Annotated in this window: 17 protein-coding genes; 6 read left to right on the top strand and 11 right to left on the bottom strand. The window is 71.9% G+C overall.

The genetic code is table 11. From position 1 onward, the window contains the following. Positions 1 to 18 precede the first annotated feature (18 nt). Positions 19 to 843: a maleylpyruvate isomerase family mycothiol-dependent enzyme gene (locus ACWGKT_RS12485; RefSeq protein ID WP_453273529.1), complete on the top strand. Its 825-nt coding sequence runs from the start codon at positions 19 to 21 to the stop codon at positions 841 to 843. 258 nt (positions 844 to 1,101) lie between these two features. Beyond that, positions 1,102 to 1,896, top strand: a complete 795-nt coding sequence (locus ACWGKT_RS12480; RefSeq protein ID WP_453273528.1) for an SAM-dependent methyltransferase — start codon at positions 1,102 to 1,104, stop codon at positions 1,894 to 1,896. A gap of 1 nt (position 1,897) precedes the next feature. On the opposite strand, the gene ACWGKT_RS12475 is transcribed toward ACWGKT_RS12480, so the two are convergent. Together ACWGKT_RS12475 and ACWGKT_RS12470 are read right to left on the bottom strand one after the other, a co-directional pair. Then, positions 1,898 to 3,190, bottom strand: a complete 1,293-nt coding sequence (locus ACWGKT_RS12475) for an MFS transporter (protein WP_453273527.1) — start codon at positions 3,188 to 3,190, stop codon at positions 1,898 to 1,900. Continuing rightward, positions 3,187 to 3,837: a GntR family transcriptional regulator gene (locus tag ACWGKT_RS12470; protein WP_356146180.1), complete on the bottom strand. Its 651-nt coding sequence runs from the start codon at positions 3,835 to 3,837 to the stop codon at positions 3,187 to 3,189. The genes ACWGKT_RS12475 and ACWGKT_RS12470 overlap by 4 nt, the downstream gene beginning before the upstream one ends. Before the next feature lie 197 nt (positions 3,838 to 4,034). On the opposite strand from ACWGKT_RS12470, the gene ACWGKT_RS12465 reads away from it, so the two are divergent. Then, positions 4,035 to 4,937 carry a D-alanyl-D-alanine carboxypeptidase family protein gene (locus tag ACWGKT_RS12465; protein WP_453273526.1) on the top strand — a complete coding sequence of 301 codons (903 nt, stop codon included), beginning with the start codon at positions 4,035 to 4,037 and terminating at the stop codon, positions 4,935 to 4,937. Between the two features lie 84 nt (positions 4,938 to 5,021). Here the strand turns inward: ACWGKT_RS12465 and ACWGKT_RS12460 are convergent, their stop codons facing one another. From ACWGKT_RS12460 to pdhA, 3 genes are read right to left on the bottom strand one after another with little or no spacing between them, the layout of a single operon-like run. Beyond that, positions 5,022 to 6,464 (bottom strand): dihydrolipoamide acetyltransferase family protein, encoded by a 1,443-nt coding sequence (locus tag ACWGKT_RS12460; protein ID WP_453273525.1) that lies wholly within the window; start codon positions 6,462 to 6,464, stop codon positions 5,022 to 5,024. 10 nt (positions 6,465 to 6,474) lie between these two features. Beyond that, entirely contained in the window at positions 6,475 to 7,452 is a 978-nt protein-coding gene (locus ACWGKT_RS12455; protein ID WP_356146189.1) for an alpha-ketoacid dehydrogenase subunit beta, read from the bottom strand. Position 7,453: 1 nt separating this feature from the next. Further along, positions 7,454 to 8,644: a pyruvate dehydrogenase (acetyl-transferring) E1 component subunit alpha gene (pdhA, locus tag ACWGKT_RS12450; RefSeq protein WP_356146190.1), complete on the bottom strand. Its 1,191-nt coding sequence runs from the start codon at positions 8,642 to 8,644 to the stop codon at positions 7,454 to 7,456. A 530-nt stretch (positions 8,645 to 9,174) separates the two neighbouring features. On the opposite strand from pdhA, the gene ACWGKT_RS12445 reads away from it, so the two are divergent. Then, positions 9,175 to 10,191, top strand: coding sequence for a phosphotransferase (locus ACWGKT_RS12445; protein WP_453273524.1), 1,017 nt, complete (start codon positions 9,175 to 9,177; stop codon positions 10,189 to 10,191). Between the two features lie 77 nt (positions 10,192 to 10,268). On the opposite strand, the gene ACWGKT_RS12440 is transcribed toward ACWGKT_RS12445, so the two are convergent. Then, positions 10,269 to 11,837, bottom strand: coding sequence for a protein kinase domain-containing protein (locus ACWGKT_RS12440; RefSeq protein WP_453273523.1), 1,569 nt, complete (start codon positions 11,835 to 11,837; stop codon positions 10,269 to 10,271). Between the two features lie 328 nt (positions 11,838 to 12,165). On the opposite strand from ACWGKT_RS12440, the gene ACWGKT_RS12435 reads away from it, so the two are divergent. Then, the gene (locus ACWGKT_RS12435; RefSeq protein WP_453273522.1) at positions 12,166 to 13,812 is read left to right on the top strand and encodes a protein kinase domain-containing protein; all 1,647 of its coding nucleotides are present in this window, start codon (positions 12,166 to 12,168) and stop codon (positions 13,810 to 13,812) included. 82 nt (positions 13,813 to 13,894) lie between these two features. Here ACWGKT_RS12435 and ACWGKT_RS12430 read toward each other — a convergent pair whose 3' ends face one another. Further along, complete coding sequence (locus ACWGKT_RS12430; protein WP_356146202.1) at positions 13,895 to 14,431, bottom strand: bacterial proteasome activator family protein; 537 nt, start codon at positions 14,429 to 14,431, stop codon at positions 13,895 to 13,897. A 166-nt stretch (positions 14,432 to 14,597) separates the two neighbouring features. On the opposite strand from ACWGKT_RS12430, the gene ACWGKT_RS12425 reads away from it, so the two are divergent. After that, positions 14,598 to 15,254 carry a hypothetical protein gene (locus ACWGKT_RS12425; protein ID WP_453273521.1) on the top strand — a complete coding sequence of 219 codons (657 nt, stop codon included), beginning with the start codon at positions 14,598 to 14,600 and terminating at the stop codon, positions 15,252 to 15,254. 16 nt (positions 15,255 to 15,270) lie between these two features. Here the strand turns inward: ACWGKT_RS12425 and ACWGKT_RS12420 are convergent, their stop codons facing one another. The 4 genes from ACWGKT_RS12420 to ACWGKT_RS12405 form a co-directional block, all read right to left on the bottom strand. Next, positions 15,271 to 16,251, bottom strand: a complete 981-nt coding sequence (locus tag ACWGKT_RS12420; RefSeq protein WP_453273520.1) for an NAD(P)H-quinone oxidoreductase — start codon at positions 16,249 to 16,251, stop codon at positions 15,271 to 15,273. 132 nt (positions 16,252 to 16,383) lie between these two features. Further along, positions 16,384 to 17,481 carry a potassium channel family protein gene (locus ACWGKT_RS12415; RefSeq protein ID WP_453273519.1) on the bottom strand — a complete coding sequence of 366 codons (1,098 nt, stop codon included), beginning with the start codon at positions 17,479 to 17,481 and terminating at the stop codon, positions 16,384 to 16,386. Beyond that, complete coding sequence (locus ACWGKT_RS12410) at positions 17,478 to 18,857, bottom strand: molybdopterin molybdotransferase MoeA (RefSeq protein ID WP_453273518.1); 1,380 nt, start codon at positions 18,855 to 18,857, stop codon at positions 17,478 to 17,480. The genes ACWGKT_RS12415 and ACWGKT_RS12410 overlap by 4 nt, the downstream gene beginning before the upstream one ends. Continuing rightward, a complete protein-coding gene (locus tag ACWGKT_RS12405; RefSeq protein WP_453273517.1) occupies positions 18,854 to 19,864 on the bottom strand; it encodes an NTP transferase domain-containing protein in 1,011 nt (336 codons plus the stop codon). The genes ACWGKT_RS12410 and ACWGKT_RS12405 overlap by 4 nt, the downstream gene beginning before the upstream one ends. Between the last annotated feature and the right edge of the window lie 9 nt (positions 19,865 to 19,873).

The raw sequence follows: 19,873 nt of genomic DNA, 5'->3' as shown, positions 1-19,873 counted from the left end.
GCCGAGGGGTCCCGTTCCGTGAGTCTGCATCCCACCCTCCAGCCCTACGCCGACGCGTGGACCCACTCCATCGAAGCGATATCCGAACTGGTGCAGCCCCTTGTGGAGGGCGAGTGGAACCGGCGGACCCCCTGCCCGGGCTGGTCGGTCCGGGACATCGTCTCGCACGTCATCGGCCTGGACTGCGAGATGCTCGGCGACCCGCGCCCCATCCACACGCTGCCCCGTGACCTCTTCCACGTCACCAACGAGCACCAGCGCTACATGGAGATGCAGGTCGACGTCCGCCGCCACCACACGGCACCGGAGATGACGTCGGAGCTGGAGTACACGGTCATCCGCCGCAACCGGCAGCTGCGCAACGAGGCGCGGGAGCCCGGTCACAAGGTGCGCGGGCCGCTCGGCACCGAGATCACCCTCGAAGAGGCCATGCGCTACCGCGCGTTCGACGTGTGGGTGCACGAGCAGGACCTGCGCGCGGCCCTCGGCCGGCCGGGCAACCTCGACTCGCCGGGCGCGCACATCACCCGGGACGTGCTGCTCGGCGAACTCCCCGGTGTCGTCGCCAACGACGCGAACGCCCCGCGCAGTTCCGCGGTCGTCTTCGACGTGCACGGGCCCATCGAGTTCCTGCGCACCATCCGCGTCGACATCCAGGGGCGCGGCACCCTGGAGACGGCCCCCGCCCTCGGCCCCGCCGCCGGCCTCACCCTGGACTGGGAGACGTACGTCCGGCTGGCCTGCGGCCGCGTGACCGCGGAGTCGGTCGCCGACCGGATCAAGACGGAGGGCGACCCGGACCTGGCCGCGGCGATCCTGCGGAACTTCACCGTGACGCAGTAGCGCGCCGCCCACGGCGTGACGCCGGCCAGGTCGTGACGCCGGTCCAGTGCCGTCGGTCTGCTCGTGCCGTCGGTCTGCTCGTGGTGTCGGTCCGATGGTGCCGTCGTGCTGTCGTGCCGTCGTGCCGTCGTGCCGTCGTGCCGTCGTGCCGTCGTGCCGTCGTGCCGTCGTGCCGTCGTGCCGTCGTGCCGTCGTGCCGTCGTGCCGTCGGCGATATTCGGTGTCCCCGTGCGGGGGCCTCGAACTAGCGTGCGCGGCATGACTGACTCCGTCGTCGGCGCCGACGCCGATGCCCCCGGTGCCGACCTCCCGCCCCGGCTCACCCGGCTCACCTTTCACGGCCCTCTCTCCGAGGCCCGCGCGGACGCGATGGTGGGGCGGCTCGCGCAGGCGCGGCCCCGCAGCGTGCTCGACATCGGGTGCGGCTGGGGCGAGTTGATGCTCCGGGTGCTCGAGGCCGTACCGGATGCCCGTGGCACGGGTGTCGACCTGCGCGCCGAAGACCTGGAGCGGGGACGACGCAACGCCGAGGCGCGCGGGCTCGCGGACCGGGTGGAGTTCGTCAGGGAATCGGCCGTGGGCACCCGACGCGGGCCCGCCGACCTGGTGCTGTGTCTCGGCGCGAGCCAGGCTCTCAGTCCGGCGGAACCCCCGGAGCACACCCTCCACGCCCTGCGCGAGCTGCGGCGGCTCGTCGACGACGGCGGTCGCGTGGTCCTCGGCGAGGGGTTCTGGGAGCGGCGGCCGACGCCCGCCGAGCTGTCCGGCATGTGGCCCGACGCGGCCGCCGAGCAGCACTACGACCTCGCCCGCCTCCTCGACCTGGCCGTGGCCGCCGGTTTCCGGCCCGAGTGGACCGAGACCGCGAACCGGGACGAGTGGGAGGCGTTCGAGTCGGCGTACCAGGCGGACACCGAGGTATGGCTCGCCGCCCACCCGGAGCACCCGCTGGCGGCCGAGACCCGCGAACGGCTCGACCGGCACCGCGCACAGTGGCTGAGCTACCGGGGCATCCTCGGCCTCGCCTATCTCACCCTCGTACCGGCCCTCTGACTCACGCGGGGACGTGCACCGTCTCCACCCGGCTCGCCACCAGCCGTTCCTCGCGGCGCGCGGCCTGTCCGCGCAGCCGCAGGATCTGGCTCACGCCCAGTGCCTGCAGGACGAACAGGGTCGAGAAGGCGACGGTGTAGTCGTCCCCGGTGGCGTCCAGCAGGATGCCGATCGCGAACAGGGCCGTCATCGAGGCGGTGAAACCACCCATGTTGGTGATCCCGGACGCGGTGCCCTGACGCTCCGGCGGATTGGCCGGGCGGGCGAAGTCGAAGCCGATCATGGACGCCGGACCGCAGGCGCCCAGCACCGTGCACAGCACCACCAGCAGCCACATGGGCGCCCGGTCGGCGGGATAGAGGAGGGCCGCCGCCCAGGCGAGGGCGGTCGCCATGACCGTGCCCAGGGCGAGCGGCAGCCGCGCCGCGTGGTGCCGGGCGACGATCTGGCCGTACACCAGACCGACCACCATGTTGGACAGGACGACGAGCGTCAGCAGGTCGCCGGCCGTGGAACGGGACAGCCCCTGCGCCTGGACCAGGAACGGCATGCCCCACAGCAGCAGGAACACCATCGCCGGGAACTGGGTGGTGAAGTGCACCCACAGACCCAGCCGTGTCCCGGGCTCCCGCCAGGACGCGGCTATCTGCCGGCGGACGTAGGCCGAGCCCCGATGCGGGAAGGGCTCCGGCTCGTGGCCCTCGGGGTGGTCCTTCAGGAAGAGGAGGACCAGGACGAGGACGACCGCGCCGGCCAGCGCGCTGCCCGCGAACGCCGGGGTCCAGCCCAGGCCGTGCAGCAGCCGGGCCAGCACCAGTGTGGAGATCAGGTTGCCCGCCATGCCGACCAGGCCCGCGAACTGCGCGACCAGCGGTCCGCGCCGCGCCGGGAACCAGCGGGTGCCCAGCCGCAGCACACTGATGAACGTCATCGCGTCACCGCACCCGAGCAGTGCGCGGGAGGCGAGCGCCGTGCCGTACGAGGGGGAGAAGGCGAAGCCCAGCTGCCCGGCCGTGAACAGGACCGCGCCGATGCTCAGCACCTTCTTCGTGCCGAGCCGGTCGACCAGCAGGCCCACGGGTATCTGCATGCCGGCGTAGACCAGGAGCTGGAGGATGGAGAACGTCGACAGGGCGGAGGCGCCCACGTGGAAGCGGTCGGCCGCGTCGAGGCCGGCGACCCCGAGGGACGTCCGGAAGATGACGGCGACGAAGTAGACGCAGACGCCGATCCCCCATATGGCGACGGCGCGACGGCCGCCCGGCGGGTCACCCGGAAGGGTGGAGTTGGTCATCGGACCTCACCTCGCGCGAGGTGCGAGAACCAGCTCACATGCCGGTGTACGACCGCGACGGCCGCCTCCGCGTCCCCGGCGCGCAGCGCGTCGAGGATCTCCTCGTGCTCGGTGAGTGTCTTGGCGATCCGGTCCGGGTGGGAGTGCATCACCGCGACGCCCATCCGCAGCTGGCGGTCGCGCAGCTGGTCGTAGAGGCGGGAGAGGATCTCGTTGCCGCCGCTGCGCACGATCTCGGCGTGGAAGCACCGGTCGGTGACCGCGGCCGCGGCCAGGTCACCGGCGGCGGCCTGCTCCTTCTGCCGACCGAGCAGTTCCTCCAGACGCTCGATGAGGCGCGGAGCGGCGGGTACGGCCTTGCGCGCCGCGTGCTCCTCCACGAGCAGCCGGGTCTCCACCACGTCGGCGATCTCCTGCGCGGAGACGGGCAGGACCAGGGCGCCCTTCTTCGGGTAGAGCTTGATCAGCCCCTCGACCTCGAGCCGCAGCAGCGCCTCCCGCACCGGGGTGCGCGAGACCCCGACGGCCTCGGCCAGCTCGCCCTCGGTGAGCAGTGTGCCGCCCTCGTAGCGGCGGTCCAGGACGCCCTGCTTGACGTGGCTGTAGACGCGGTCGGCGGCGGGAGGGTGCTTCACGGCCAGGCTCATGCCCACAGCATAGATACATCACGTACGCAAGGGGAGGGCGCGTCCGTCATGCGGACCGGGCTGGGGGCCGCGAAATTCCTCTCAGCAATGGCACAACCATCTGTGCTACTTACGTGTCACACACGTGCGGCCCTGCTCCTATGCCACCTCAACTCGGCCGCACATAACGGGCATTCAATTTAATTGGGGTATCTGACTTGATAAACGGCATCAAGGGCATTCGGGTCCGCAGAGCCGCCGCTGTCGCCGTCACAGCCGGCGCGGTGCTCGCGACCGGAGCCCTCACCGCGGCGCCCGCGCAGGCCGTCACCGCGCCCTCGATCGTGGCCAAGGGCGGCTACGTCATGAACAACGCGAACAGCACCACGCTGTACAAGAAGTACGCGGACACCAGGCGTTCCACCGGCTCGACGACGAAGATCATGACCGCGAAGGTCGTGCTCGCCCAGTCGAACCTCAACCTCGACGCCAAGGTGACGATCCAGAAGGCCTACAGCGACTACGTCGTCGCCAACAACGCCTCCCAGGCGCACCTGATCGTCGGTGACAAGGTCACCGTCCGCCAGCTGCTGTACGGGCTGATGCTGCCGTCCGGCTGCGACGCCGCCTACGCGCTCGCCGACAAGTTCGGTTCGGGTACGACGCGGGCCGCGCGCGTGAAGTCGTTCATCGGCAAGATGAACACGGCCGCGAAGAACCTCGGCCTGACGAACACGCACTTCGACTCGTTCGACGGCATCGGCAACGGCTCCAACTACTCGACGCCGCGCGACCTGACGAAGATCGCCAGCAGCGCGATGAAGAGTTCCACGTTCCGCACGGTCGTGAAGACGAAGTCGTACACGGCGAAGACCATCACCAAGACGGGCACCACCCGCACCATGGCGCCGTGGACCAACACGAACGGGCTGCTCAGCAGCTACAGCGGAACCATCGGCGTGAAGACCGGCTCCGGCCCCGAGGCCGGGTACTGCCTGGTGTTCGCCGCCACCCGCAACGGCAAGACGGTCATCGGCACCGTCCTCGCCTCCACCTCCATCGCGCAGCGCGAGTCGGACGCGAAGAGGCTGATGAGCTACGGCTTCGCCCGGCTGGGCTGACACCCGCCCGCAAACGCCGTCGGCGGTCACCCGGGACCCGTGTCCCGTGGGTGACCGCCGGCGGCGTTTCGCTGTGCGTGCGGGTCAGGCCCAGGTGATCAGCCGCTTCGGCTGCTCCAGGATCGCCGCCACGTCCGCCAGCACCTTGGAACCCAGCTCGCCGTCCACCAGGCGGTGGTCGAAGCTCAGCGCCAGCGTGGTGACCTGGCGCGGCTTCACCTTGCCCTTGTGCACCCACGGCTGGAGCTTGATCGCGCCGATCGCGAGGATCGCGGACTCGCCGGGGTTGAGGATCGGGGTGCCGGTGTCGACGCCGAAGACGCCGACGTTGGTGATGGTGACCGTGCCGCCCTGCATCGCGGCCGGGGAGGTCTTGCCCTCGCGTGCCGTCGACACCAGCTCACCGAGGGCCTCCGCGAGCTGCGGGAGCGTCTTGGTGTGCGCGTCCTTGATGTTCGGGACGATCAGACCGCGCGGGGTGGCCGCGGCGATGCCCAGGTTGACGTAGTGCTTGAGCACGATCTCCTGGTTCGCCTCGTCCCAGGACGCGTTGATGTCCGGGTTGCGCCTGATGGCGACCAGCAGGGCCTTGGCGATCAGCAGCAGCGGGTTGACCCGCAGGCTCTGGAACTCCTTGTCCTGCTTCAGCTCCTCGACCAGCTTCATCGTGCGCGTCACGTCCACCGTCACGAACTCCGTGACGTGCGGCGCGGTGAACGCCGAGCCGATCATCGCCTGGGCGGTCATCTTGCGGACGCCCTTGACCGGGATCCGGGTCTCGCGAGCGCCGTCGAACGTCACCACCGGGGCGGACGCGGCGACAGCGGCCGGGGCCGCCGGCACCGGGGCGGGAGCCGACGGGGCCGCGGGAGCCTCGGCGGCCTGCGGGGCGACCGCCGCGTGCACGTCCTCACGGGTGATGATGCCGTCCGGGCCCGACGGGATCACCGTCGCCAGGTCGACGCCGAGGTCCTTCGCGAGCTTGCGCACCGGAGGCTTGGCCAGCGGGCGCACCTTGGCGGCGGCGCCGGGGCCATGGCCGTTCAGCTCGCCCTGGATCGCCTGCGCGGCCTGAGCGGACACCGTCTCGGGACCCTTGCGCGGGCGGCGCTTGGTCGAGGACGCCGCGACGCCGTAGCCGACCAGGACCGGCTGACGGCCCTGCGGCTTCGGCTCGGCCTCGGGCTGCTCGGCCTGCGGCTGCTCGGCGGGCGCCGGCACGGATGCCTCGGTGGGGGCAGGCACGGGCGCCTCGGCGGGCGCCCCGCCAGCGATGTCCACCGCGATGATGGCCGTGCCCACGTCGACCGTGGTGCCCTCGGGGAATCGCAGTTCGCGGACCACGCCGTCGTACGGGATGGGGAGTTCGACGGCCGCCTTCGCGGTCTCGACCTCGCACACCACCTGACCGTCGGTCACCGTGTCGCCCGGCTGGACGTACCACTTGAGGATCTCGGCCTCGGTGAGTCCCTCGCCCACGTCGGGCATCTTGAACTCGCGTACGGACGCTTCCGTCATCGTCGTCACGACCCTCTCCTCAGTACGCCAGGGCACGGTCGACGGCGTCGAGCACCCGGTCCAGGTCCGGCAGGTACTCCTCCTCCAGACGCGCCGGCGGGTACGGGGCGTGGTAACCGCCCACGCGGAGCACCGGGGCCTCCAGGTGGTAGAAGCAGCGCTCCGTGATGCGGGCGGCGATCTCCGCGCCCGAACCGAAGAACACCGGTGCCTCGTGGACCACGACCAGCCGGCGGGTCTTCTCCACCGAGGTCTGGATCGCGTCGAAGTCGAGCGGGGAGACCGAACGCAGGTCCAGGATCTCCAGCGACTTGCCCTCCTCGGCGGCCGCGGCGGCGACCTCCTGGCAGAGCTTCACCATCGGGCCGTACGCGACGAGGGTCAGGTCGGTTCCCTCACGCACCACGCGGGCCTTGTGCAGCGGACCGGGGATCGCCTCGGTGTTGACCTCGGCCTTGTCCCAGTAGCGCCGCTTGGGCTCGAAGTAGATCACCGGGTCGTCGCTCTGGATGGCCTGCTGCATCATCCAGTACGCGTCCGACGCGTTCGAGGGGCTGACGACCTTGAGGCCGGCCACGTGCGCGAACAGGGCCTCGGGGGACTCGGAGTGGTGCTCGACCGCGCCGATGCCGCCGCCGTAGGGGATACGGATGACGACGGGCAGCTTGACCTTGCCCAGGGAGCGGGCGTGCATCTTCGCGAGCTGCGTGACGATCTGGTCGTACGCCGGGAAGACGAAGCCGTCGAACTGGATCTCCACCACCGGGCGGTAGCCGCGCAGGGCCAGGCCGATCGCGGTGCCGACGATGCCGGACTCGGCGAGGGGGGTGTCGATGACCCGGCTCTCGCCGAAGTCCTTCTGCAGGCCGTCCGTCACCCGGAAGACACCGCCGAGCTTGCCGACGTCCTCACCCATGACGAGGACCTTGGGGTCGGACTCCAGCGCCGTGCGCAGGGATTCGTTGATCGCCTTGGCGAGCGCCATCTTCTCGGCCATGTCACTTGTCCCCTTCTGCGTCCGCGAACGACGCCTGGTAGGCGGCGAACTGGGCTCGCTCCTCGTCGACGAGCGAGTGCCCGTCCGCGTACGCGTTCTCGAAGATGGCGAAGTCGTCCGGGTCCGGCATGGCACGGACCACTTCGCGCACCCGCTTGCCCAACGCCTCGCTCTCCGCTTCGAGTTCCGCGAAGAATCCCTCGTCCGCGTGGTTTGCGGACTCCAGGAACCGGCGAAGGCGCAGGATCGGGTCCTTCGCCTCCCAGGCGGCCCGTTCGTCGTCGTGGCGGTAACGGGTCGGGTCGTCGGAGGTGGTGTGGGCGCCCATGCGGTACGTGTACGCCTCGATCAGCGTCGGGCCCTCACCGGCGCGGGCGCGCTCCAGCGCCCACTTGGTGACCGCGAGGCAGGCGAGGACGTCGTTGCCGTCGACGCGCACCCCGGGGAAGCCGAAGCCCTGGGCGCGCTGGTACAGCGGCACCCGGGTCTGCTTCTCGGTCGGCTCGGAGATGGCCCACTGGTTGTTCTGGCAGAAGAACACGACGGGGGCGTTGTAGACCGCGGAGAAGTTGAACGCCTCGGACACGTCGCCCTGGCTGGAGGCGCCGTCACCGAAGTAGGCGATGACCGCGGAGTCGGCGCCGTCCTTGGTGATGCCCATCGCGTAGCCCGTGGCGTGCAGCGCCTGGGAGCCGATGACGATCGTGTAGAGATGGAAGTTGTTGCTGTTCGGGTCCCAGCCGCCGTTGTTCACACCCCGGAACATGCCGAGCAGGTTGGTCGGGTCGACACCGCGGCACCAGGCGACGCCGTGCTCGCGGTAGGTCGGAAAGACGTAGTCGTCCTCGCGGGTGGCCCGGCCGGAGCCGATCTGGGCGGCCTCCTGGCCCAGGAGCGAGGCCCACAGGCCCAGCTCGCCCTGGCGCTGCAGCGAGGTGGCCTCGGCGTCGAAGCGGCGGGTGAGCACCATGTCGCGGTACAGGCCGCGCAGCTCGTCCGGGGTGATGCCGGCGACGTACCCGTCGTACTCGGCGTTCTTGACCCGCTTGCCCTCAGGCGTCAGCAGCTGCACGAGCTCCGGATCGGTGCTCTTCTTCGCAGCGGCGCGGGTGGTGCGCTTGGTGCCGGTGGTGCCGGCCTTGCCTGCGGCGCTGCGACGCGGCTTGCTCGCGGCACTGCTGTCCACGGTCACGTGTGCTCCTCCGTCGGTCCGGCCCCCGGGGTTGCCGGGTAGGCCAGTGCGGCTCACCTGTTCCGAAACCCGTGCACGGGGTGGGTGCCGCTCGGCCGGGAACAGGCGTGACAGGTGCCCCGGCGAGCGCCCTGCACCAGGTCACGTTACCCAGTGCTCCACATTTCTGTGAAACCCCTCCTGACCTGCGTTTTTGCTTGGATTTCCAAGTAAATCGACAGGGACTGGAAGGTCGCTGGTCACAGCCTTGCAGGAGGCCGGAGCTAGGGCACGTTATCCCGGGCACCCCGGACACGGGAAGAGTCAACCTGTGACACTGCTCGCACGCGCGAAGGCCGAAATCAGCGCACATTCCGGCCACGCGGCCCCGTCTCGTCATGTCCCTGATCGGCGGGGCCCGCCGTGAGACCCCGGCGTCACTTCGGGCACGTACTGTGAACGAATGCGACTGCCTGTGACAACCCCCAGCTCACGGCCCTGGCTGGTGCCCTACCATCTGGCGCGTGCCGCGCTCATGTGTACCACCCCCTGTGTCTCACGCGCCCCCTCTGGGCGATCTGCTCCGCCTGTACGCCGCCGGTTCCGCGGTCACCTGCGACCCCGTCGAACAGGGCCTGCTGAACCGCGGCTACCGCCTGTGCACGACCCGCGGCCGCTACTTCCTCAAGCACCACTTCGACCCGGACACCGCCGACCCGGTGGCAATCGAGCGCCGGCACGCCGCCACCCAGCGCCTGGCCGCCCTCGGCGTCCCGGTCGCCCCGCCGCTCGCGGACCGTGACGGCCGCACCGTCGCCGTCGTCGGCGGCCACGCCTACGCCCTGCACCCCTGGATCGACGGCAGGCACCGCCACGGCGGCCAGCTGACTCCGGTGCAGTGCGCGCGCCTGGGGGCGCTCCTGGGCGCCGTACACGCCTGTCTGGAGCGCGTGATGCCCCCCAAGGGGCGCACGCGCCCCGCCACGAGCCCCCACCCCGTGCGGAGCGCCGACCCCGCCGACACCTTCGCCCTCATCGACGACCTGCTCGCCCACGTCCGCCGCCACCGCCCGTCCGACGCCTTCGACGCCCTGGCCCGGCACCGGCTGCTCGAACGCCGCGCGCTCCTCGAACAGCACGCGGACCGGCGCCCTCCGCGCGGCGCCTCGGTGGGCTGGGTGCATGGCGACTTCCACCCCTTCAACCTGCTGTACAAGGGGGACGCGCCCGCCGCGATCGTCGACTGGGACCGGCTCGGTGTGCAGCCCCGCGCCGAGGAGGCCGTCCGCGCCGCCGCGATCTTCTTCGTACGGCCCGCGGGCGCCCTCGACCTGTCGAAGGTGCGGGCCTACGCGCGCGCGTACCGGCGCGCGGCCAGGGCCACTCCCTCCGAGCTCGCGGCGGCAGTGCACCGCGTGTGGTGGGAGCGCCTGAACGACTTCTGGATGCTGCGCTGGCACTACGAGCGCGGCGACACCCGCGCGGACCCCCAGTTCCCGGCCGCCTCGGCGCTCGCCGTGTGGTGGACGCGCGAGTACGACGCGGTGTGCGACGCGTTCGTGGAATGAACCCGCAGAACGCGAAGGTCCCGATGAACTCTCGTGACGTCTCAGCCGGCCAGGGGCGACGGCTCAGACGGCGTCCTTCAAGGATTACCCGGGTCCAGCGAACCCTGTCCCGGGTCTCCCGTCGGGTCCGTCTGCGGGTCCGAGGGCTGCGACTGCGTCGCGGTCCCCGGATCCGTCGGCTGCTGCTGGGAGGTCGTCGGGTCCGACGGCTCGTCGGTCGGGTCGCTGGTGGCCGTCTGGGACGGCGTGTACGAGGGGGTGTACGACGGCTCGTAGCTGGAGTTGTCGCCCGTGTCGGTGCTGTCGTCCGTGGCCGTGTCCGTGGGCTGGTCCGTCGGCTCGTCGGACGGGCTCTCGCTGGCCTTCTCGTCCTTCGTGCTGTGCGTGCTCGTGGGCGAGTGCGTGGTGCCCGTGCCGCCGCCGTTGCCCGTGTGCTTCACCGCCCACGCCACGCCCACCGTGATCGCGATGACCGCGAGGACGGCGAGGATCCACAGCTTGCCGCGGCCGCTGCCCCTGTTGCCGTGCCCCTCGAAACCGCCGTCGTCGCGGTTTCCGTACCCGCCAGGCAGGATCGGCTGCGGGATCTGGGTGGTGCCGGAGCCGAAGTCGCCGGGGTGCTGCATCGCCGTGGTGCCGGCGAAGCCGCCCGCCGGGGTGTGCCGGCCCTCGTGCAGCGTCACCGGGCCGGTGTTCCAGGTGCCGGTGTGGCCGCCCTGGTCGTACAGCATCTGCAGGCCGTACTGGACCAGGCCGCGCATCTCCTCGGCCGTCTGGAAGCGGTCGTCCGGCTCCTTGGCGAGCGAGCGCATGACCAGGCCGTCGAGCTCCGGCGGAACGGCGTCGGAGACCTCGGACGGCGGCGTGGGGATGTCCTGGACGTGCTGGTAGACCACCGACAGCGGGGTCTCACCGGTGAACGGGGGCCGCAGCGCGAGCAGTTCGTACACGAGGCAGCCCACCGCGTACAGGTCGGAACGGTGGTCGACGGCCTTGCCGAGCGCCTGCTCCGGCGACAGGTACTGGGGCGTGCCCATGACCATGCCGGTCTGCGTCATCGTGGTGGACGCGCCGTGCAGGGCGCGGGCGATGCCGAAGTCCATCACCTTGACGGCGCCGTTGTTGGTGATGATGACGTTGGCGGGCTTGATGTCGCGGTGCACGATGCCGTGCTGGTGCGAGTAGGCCAGGGCCTCCAGCACACCGGAGACGATGATCAGGGCCTGCTCGGGCCCGGGCGCCTCGGCGTTGAGCAGCAGATCACGGATGGTGCGGCCTTCGACCAGCTCCATCACGATGTACGGGACGGACTGGCCGCCCACGTAGTCCTCGCCGGAGTCGTACACGGCGACGATCGCGTGGTGGTTGAGGCCGGCCACCGACTGGGCCTCGCGCGTGAAGCGGGCCTTGGAGGTCGGGTCCTCGGCGAGATCGGCGCGCAGCAGCTTCACCGCGACGGTCCGGCCCAGCCGTACGTCCTCGGCGGCGAACACCTCGGCCATGCCGCCCCGGCCGAGCCGGTGGGTCAGCCGGTACCGGCCGTCGCCGACCAGCCCTCCGTTGCCCCACATCTCCGGCGCGTCTGACATGCCTCCGCCGGACGCCTCGGGGTCGGACGGGCCCTGGGCGCGCTGCGTCTGTGCCATCAGTCCTCGCCGTCGTTTCTGCCCGCGGTGCGCGCGGTGTTGTTACGGTCTCCCTCGGCCACGCTACAGCCTCCGCGCAAGCCCCCGGTCCGAGTTGGGTACGGGGACCGGCCCGACCGGACCGGTCATGAAACCCCCAGCACGCGCTGTCGTGCAAATTCTGTGTACTGGGCGTACGGCCGCTGTAACGCTTCCGCGACGCTTCTTTCGCGTACGGTCACGGAACGGGCACCGAGCTTGACGTGTCAGTGCCCTGGGGCAGACTTGGCCGGGAATGGCTCATTCGATCAACGAGGGCGCCTGACGGCCTAGTGGGGGACGCGGAAACATGAGCGTGGACGGCGCACAGGGCCGGTACGCGGGTCGGGCGCTGGCCGGCGGCCGCTACCAGCTGCGCGACTTGCTCGGCGAGGGCGGCATGGCCTCGGTGCACCTGGCGTACGACGCCGTGCTCGACCGCCAGGTCGCGATCAAGACACTGCACACCGAGCTCGGTCGCGAGCAGGCCTTCCGCGAGCGGTTCCGCCGCGAGGCCCAGGCCGTGGCGAAGCTCACGCACACCAACATCGTCTCGGTCTTCGACACCGGCGAGGACGACCTCGACGGGATGACCACTCCGTACATCGTCATGGAGTACATCGAGGGCCGCCCGCTGGGCTCCGTCCTCGACGCGGACATCCGGGAGCAGGGCGCGATGCCCGCCGACAAGGCCCTGAAGGTCACCGCGGACGTGCTGGCCGCGCTGGAGATCAGCCACGAGATGGGGCTGGTCCACCGCGACATCAAGCCGGGCAACGTCATGATGACCAAGCGCGGCGTCGTCAAGGTCATGGACTTCGGCATCGCCCGCGCCATGCAGTCCGGCGTCACGTCGATGACGCAGACGGGCATGGTCGTCGGCACCCCGCAGTACCTCTCCCCGGAGCAGGCGCTCGGCCGGGGCGTGGACGCCCGCTCCGACCTCTACTCGGTCGGCATCATGCTGTTCCAGCTGGTCACCGGACGGCTGCCGTTCGACGCGGACTCCCCGCTGGCCATCGCATACGCGCATGTGCAGGAGGAGCCGGTCGCCCCGTCCTCGGTCAACCGTTCGCTGCCCCCGGCCGTGGACGCGCTGGTCGCCCGCGCGCTGAAGAAGAACCCGAACGAGCGCTTCCCGACCGCCGAGTCGATGCGCGACGAGTGCCTGCGCGTCGCCGCCTCCTTCCAGGCGGCCCCGCCGAGCATCGTGCCGGGCGCGCCCACGCCGAGCGGCGCCGGCGTCGGCTCCGCGGTGTTCCCGCCGGTCGACCAGGCGACCCCGGCGCCCACCGGGCCCGTCCAGACGCCGTACCAGCCGGCCCCGGTCCAGAACCCGTACGGCACCCCGGCGCCCACGCCGCAGTCCCCGGCCTACGGCTACCCGCAGCAGGGTGGCTACCCGACGCCGCCCGCCGCGTACGGCCAGCAGGCGCCATCGACCCCGCCGCCGTACAGCATCACGCCCCAGACCACGGTCCAGGGCTCCGGCGGGGGCGGCCGCAAGAGCAACAAGTCGGTGATCATCGGCTCCGTCGTGGTGTCCCTCGTCGCGGTCGCCGGCCTGATCGTCGCGCTGTCACTGAAGACCGGCGGCGGCGACGACCCCAAGGGCGGCGACAGCAGCGCGAGCGCCTCGGCCCCGTCGTCGCACGCGGCGGGCTACCGCGGTCCGGACACCTCGAAGACGCTCGAAACCACCGAGTGCACCGAGCCGACCGAGTCCTACGACGACCCGAACAAGGTCCGGCTCCCGGACTTCCGGTTCAAGTACATCAAGTCGGTCAAGGCCTGTGCGCAGGCCGCGGGCTGGCGGGTCAAGACGGTGCCGGTCGACGAGAACACGTACGGCGACGGCACGGTGATCACCCAGTTCCCGGCCGCCGACTCGGACGTCGACCCGAAGAACGTCGAGATCCAGCTCAACGTCTCGACGGGCAACCCAGCGACCGGCTGACCCCCGGACTCCCGCACGGGGGACCGCGCGCGTAGGAAAGGGCCCGGCAGGCTGTGCCGGGCCCTTTGTGGTGGATGGGGGTCTACAGGTACGGTCCGCCCGTGCGGCCGCCGGTGCGCTGGTCGTCCTGGCCGTCGCCCACGCCCGGCGGAAGCGCCCGGCGCATCTGCTCCAGCTGGGCCCGCGCGGCCATCTGCTGGGCGAACAGCGTGGTCTGGATCCCGTGGAAGAGACCCTCCAGCCAGCCCACCAACTGGGCCTGTGCGATGCGCAGTTCCGCGTCGCTCGGGGTCACGTCGTCCGTGAAGGGCAGGGAGAGCCGCTCCAGCTCCTCGACGAGCTCCGGTGCCAGGCCGTCCTCCAGCTCCTTCACCGAGCTCGCGTGGATCTCCTTGAGCCGGACCCGGCTGGCCTCGTCCAGGGGAGCCGCGCGCACTTCCTCCAGAAGCTGCTTGATCATGCTGCCGATCCGCATGACCTTGGCGGGCTGCTCCACCTGATCCGTCACCGGGGTCTCGCGGGAGTCCTCGTCTCCTGTGCCACCGAGCGCCATGCCGTCCTGGCCCAGGACCAGGATCTGAGGGTTCTCCGGCGACCTTTCGTTCCTCGGCATCTCCATGCCGCCATTCTCTCGCACCCGTACACCTCACCACCGTGGTGCCCCCCATGGGGGGTGATCCACCGTTTAGACCTGACGGCGGAATCCAGAATGCCGGTTCGGTGGTCGAATGTGAGGCTTGTCTGCGTCGGTCTTGGCGACTGGGCTCCCGGAAGGAGTCGGCGACGTGACTCCCTGGCTGCGCTGCACGTTCCGCGTTGCACGGCTGCTGCTCGTCCTCGCGGCGGTCGTCCTGCCGTACGGTGCCACCGCGTCGTACGCCGCCGAGTCGACCCCCTCGGGCTCCCCCGCGGGTTCTCCTTCGGGCTCTCCTTCGGGCTCTTCTTCGGGCTCTTCTTCGGGCTCTTCTTCGAGAGTGCCCGCGGGCTCCCCGTCCGGCTCCCGCTCCCCTTCGTCCCGCGCCGCCTCCGCCTCCGCCTCCGCCTCCGCCGAGCCCTCGCGGGCCGGGAGCCTGGCCGGTGAGGGGAAGGTGCGGCCGGGGCGGCCGGACGGGCCCGCGGAGGAGATCGAGGGCGACCAGGACGACACCTCGGCCGACCAGGACGGCGGCGCCTCCCAGGAGGCAGCCGATCCCGGGGAGGGCGACGAGACCGCCCCCGGGACGTCGGACGCCCCGTCCGCCCCGGCCGCCTCCGACACGCCCCGGGAGGCCGGACTGGTGCCCTCGGCCGTCCCGCCGCGCCAGGCGCACGACACGGTCACCCACGCCGGTGAGGACGCCTCCGAGCCCGTCCTGCGGATCCTCCCCCTGGGCAGCGGCCTGGTCCTGATCGGCCTCGGCCTGGGCCTGGCGTTCGTGGCACTGCGGGTGCGCAGGGGGTAGGACACCGCCGACCGCGCTACGGCGCCACCAGCAGCACCTTGCCGATGTGGCCGCTCTCCTCCAGGACGCGGTGGGCCTCCGCCGCCTGCGGCATGGGCAGTTCACGGTCGACGACCGGGCGGACGTGACCGGCGGCGAGGAGCGGCCACACGTGCTCGTGCACGGCCGCGACGATGGCCGCCTTCTCGGTCGCCGGACGGGCGCGCAGCGAGGTCGCGCTGATGGCGGCCCGCTTGTTGAGGAGCGCGGCGATGTTCAGCTCGCCCTTGACACCGCCCTGCATACCGATGATCGCGAGTCGGCCGTTGACGGCGAGGCTCTGGACGTTGCGGTCCAGATACTTGGCGCCCATGTTGTCGAGGATGACGTCGGCACCCGCTCCGCCGGTGGCCTCCCGCACCTCGGCGACGAAGTCCTGCTCCTTGTAGTTGACCAGGATGTCGGCGCCCAGCTCGGCACAGCGGTCGAGCTTCTCCTTCGAACCGGCCGTGACCGCGACCTTCGCGCCGACCGCCTTGGCCAGCTGGATCGCCATCGTGCCGATGCCGCTGGAGCCGCCGTGCACCAGGAAGGTCTCCCCGGGCCGCAGGTGGGAGATCATGAAGACGTTCGACCACACCGTGCAGACCACCTCGGGCAGCGCGGCGGCCTGCGTGAGGTTCACGCCCTCGGGGACCGGCAGCAGCTGCCCCGCCGGGACGACGACCTTCTCGGCGTAGCCGCCGCCCGAGAGCAGCGCGCACACCTCGTCGCCGACGGCCCAGCCGGAGACCCCCGGGCCGAGCTCGGCGATCCGGCCGGAGCACTCCAGTCCGGGGTACGGGGACGCGCCGGGCGGCGGGTCGTAGAAACCCTGCCGCTGCAGGACGTCGGCCCGGTTGACGGCACTGGCCACCACCTCGACCAGCACCTCGCCCTCGCCGGGCACCGGATCGGGGACCTCGTCCCACACCAGCGCCTCGGGCCCACCAGGTTCGGGAATCGTGATCGCATGCATGGAGCCGACGCTACTCCCCACCGACCCGGCCTCCGCCGAGCCCCGCCCTGCCCCTCACCACCCCGCTGGTCCCGCTCGCCCCGCCGGGTCCTGGTGCGTCCCGCTCGGCCGGGTCGGCCTCCTCGGGCCGGTTCAGTCCCGCGGCAGCGGCCGCATGTCCGAGGTGACCCTCGCGCCCGGCGTCGCCCGCACGATCGTGATCAGACGGTCCGTCACTTGGAGGGCGCCGATGGACGGATCGTCGTAACCGAGCACCCGGTGCCCGCGCACGACGCTCACCACCAGGTCGTCGGTCTCGCGCGGCCCCTTGCCCACCTCGGCCTTGACGACAGGGCGCTCCATGAGGTCGAGGCCGCTGCCCTGCTGGATGAGGTCCTCCATGACCATGCCGGCTGCCGGGCTGAGCACCGACAGGCCGAGCAGCCGGCCGGCCGCGCTGGCGCTGGTGATGACGGCGTCCGCGCCGGACTGCTTGAGCAGCGGCGCGTTCTCCTCCTCGCGCACCGCGGCCACGATCTTCGCCCGCCGGTTGAGCTGCCGGGCGGTGAGCGTAACCAGGACGGCGGTGTCGTCGCGCTGCGGAGCGACGACGATCTGCCGCGCCTTCTCCACCTCGGCCCGCTTCAGCACCTCGCTGCGTGTCCCGTCACCGATCACGCCCGTGAAGCCGTCCGCCGTCGCCGCGTCGATCACCTTCGTGCTGGGGTCGACCACGACGACCTGGTCCTTCCTCAGCCCCGCCCCGCACACGGTCTCGATCGCGGACCGCCCCTTCGTGCCGAAGCCGATGACGACGGTGTGGTCGCGCACGGTGGACCTCCAGCGGTTCAGTCGCCATTCCTCCCGGGTGCGTTCGGTGAGGACTTCCAGCGTGGTGCCGACCAGGATGATCAGGAACAACACGCGCAGGGGCGTGATGACGAAGATGTTGGTGAGCCGAGCGCCGTCGCTCACCGGGGTGATGTCGCCGTATCCCGTGGTGGAGAGGGTGACCGTCGCGTAGTAGAGCGCGTCGAGGAAGTCCACGGGGCCGTCGGAGTTGTCGTGGTAGCCGTCGTGGTCGGCGTAGACGATGAGCGCGGTGCCGACCAGCACCAGCAGGGCCAGCGACAGCCGTTTGGCGACCTGGCGGATCGGGCGCTCGACCACCTTCTTCGGGAGTTTCACCCGATGGGTGACCAGCGGCTCGTCCGCCGGGCGGGCGATGGCGTCGTGGCCCGGTTGTTTCACGTGAAACACACCCCGATTCCGGCGGCCGCCCACGGCAGGTCCAGCAGCTCCACCTCCTGCCCCTGCCGGGCACCGCCCGGTGGTACGACCGCGAGCGCGTCGGCGGCGGCGATGCCGCGCAGCATCGCCGGGCCGTTGTAGTGCAGCGGTCGGGCACCGTCACCGCGCAGCATCACGGGGATGAGCCGGGTGTCGTACGGATGCCCGTGCACCGTCTCCCGCAGGGGCAGCGCGTACGGCTCGGGCGCCGGGTGCGCGGCGAGGGTCCGCAGCAGGGGTTCGGCGAGCGTGAGCAGGCCGGAGACGGCCGCGAGTGGGTTTCCGGGCAGCCCCACGAGGTGCTGGTTCTCCCGGATGCGCGCCAGCAGCATGGGGTGGCCGGGGCGCACCTTGACGCCGTCGACGAGGAGTTCGGCGCCGATGCGTGCCAGCGTGGGGTGGACGTGGTCGACGGGCCCGGAGGCGGTGCCGCCGGTCGTCACGAGGAGGTCGGCGTTGGACGAGGTGAGCGCCTTGCGCAGGGCCTTGGCGTCGTCGCCGAGCCGACGTACGGCGGTGACCTCGGCGCCGAGCGCGCGCAGCCAGGAGGGCAGCATCGGGCCGAGAGCGTCGCGGATCAGCCCCTCGCGCGGCAGCCCCTCGGTCAGCAACTCGTCACCGAGGACGAGGACTTCGACGCGGGGGCGGGGGACGACGGTCACGGTGTCGTATCCGGCGGCTGCGGCGAGGCCCAGTACGGCCGGCGTGATCAGGGTGCCGACGGGCAGCAACTGGTCGCCGGTGCGGCACTCCTGGCCGCGCGGGCGGATGTCCTGGCCGTGTCCGAGTTCACGCGAGGAGTGCAGCCGGCCCTTGCCGTCGGTGCGGCCGTGTTCGCTGCGCAGCACGGCGGTCGTGTCGGCCGGGATGCGGGCGCCGGTCGCGATCCGTACCGCCTCGCCGTCGGTCAGCCTCTCGGGCCGCGCGTGCCCGGCCAGCACGCCTTCGTCCCGTACGGCCCAGGGGCCGGGCCCGGCGACCGCCCAGCCGTCCATCGCGGACGTGTCGAAGGAGGGGAGATCGGTGAGTGCGTCGAGAGAAGCGGCCAGGACGAGGCCCAGGGCGTCGCCGAGCGGTACGGAGACGGGGGCGCGGCGGGTGCCGGAACGGGCGGCGCGTGCGGCGATCTCGCGGGCCCGGGGCCAGGCGGTGGCCCGGTGGTGACGGTCGTCGGACGCGCCCTGGCCGTGCGGGGCGGGCGCGGACGGGGACGCGGGTGTCCGGTCGCCGTGGCCGTGGTCCGCCTTGGGGTTCCTCACGAGGGCGAGCGCCTCCTCGACGTCGAGGTCGTCGGTGTCCTCGCTGGGCTCGCCGGTCCGGGTGCCGGGGGCGGTCATCCCGCGTCCGGACCGGGGTCGGGCTGGGCGGGTGCCGTGGGGGCGGGCCCGGCGGCGGTCCCGGAGGACGGCTGGGGGGCGGCGTTCTCCTCCTCCCAGCGCAGGGCCAGCGCGGTGGCCTTGGCGGCGGCCTCGGCGACCGCCTCGGGGCCCCCCTTGCCCAGTGCGGCCGCGTAGCCCACGAGGAAGGTGGTCAGCGGGGCGGCGGGCCGGGCCACGCCGTGCGCGGCGTCGCGGGCGAGGTCGAGCAGGACGCCGGTGTCGACGTCCAGGTCGATGCCCAGCTCGTCCTTGACTGCGGAGATCCATTCATCCAACACGTGCCCATGCTCCCTGATGCGTGCCCTGGCGGTTGCGATGTCGTCCCAGGTGTCGCAGTCGAAGGACGCGAGCGGGTCCGGGACGCGGGTGAGGTCGAGCGCGCCCGTCAGCCGGCGCAGGGGCAGCCCGATCAGACCGCCGCGGTCGGCCCGACCGTCCGTCGAACCGGCATCGTCGGACCGGGCGTTGGCGAGTGCCGCCAGCTCGCGGCGCAGGGCGGCGGTGCGGTACGCGGCGACGAGCGGCTGGTCGCGGCCGTCCGCGTCGGTGAGCAGCGCGCCTTCGGCGCCACCGGCGCGCAGCGCGGTCAACAGCCGCCGGACCGTGCCCTCTTCGAGGAAGGGCAGGTCGGCGGAGAGGACGACGGCGTACTCCGCGGTGGTGTGCCGCAGGCCGGCGTCCAGCGCGGCGACCGGGCCGGCGCCGGGCGGCTCCTCGCGCGCCCAGCGCACCGGCCGGGCGGTCGGCCGGGGGTCGGCCACGACGACGGTCGTGCGCGCCCCGGCGCAGGCCGCGAGCACCCGGTCGAGCAGCGCGCGGCCGCCGACCCGCACGCCGGGCTTGTCGGCCCCGCCGAGGCGCCGCGCGGCGCCACCGGCGAGCACGACGGCGTCGTAGGCCGTGCCGGACGACGACGCGTCGTCCGGCACCTCGGGAGCGGGGGCGGCGGGCTCGGAGGCGGTCACCCTCCGAGT

The organism is Streptomyces sp. NPDC054794 (genome assembly GCF_053611585.1).
This window is presented reverse-complemented; position numbering and strand designations above follow the sequence as displayed.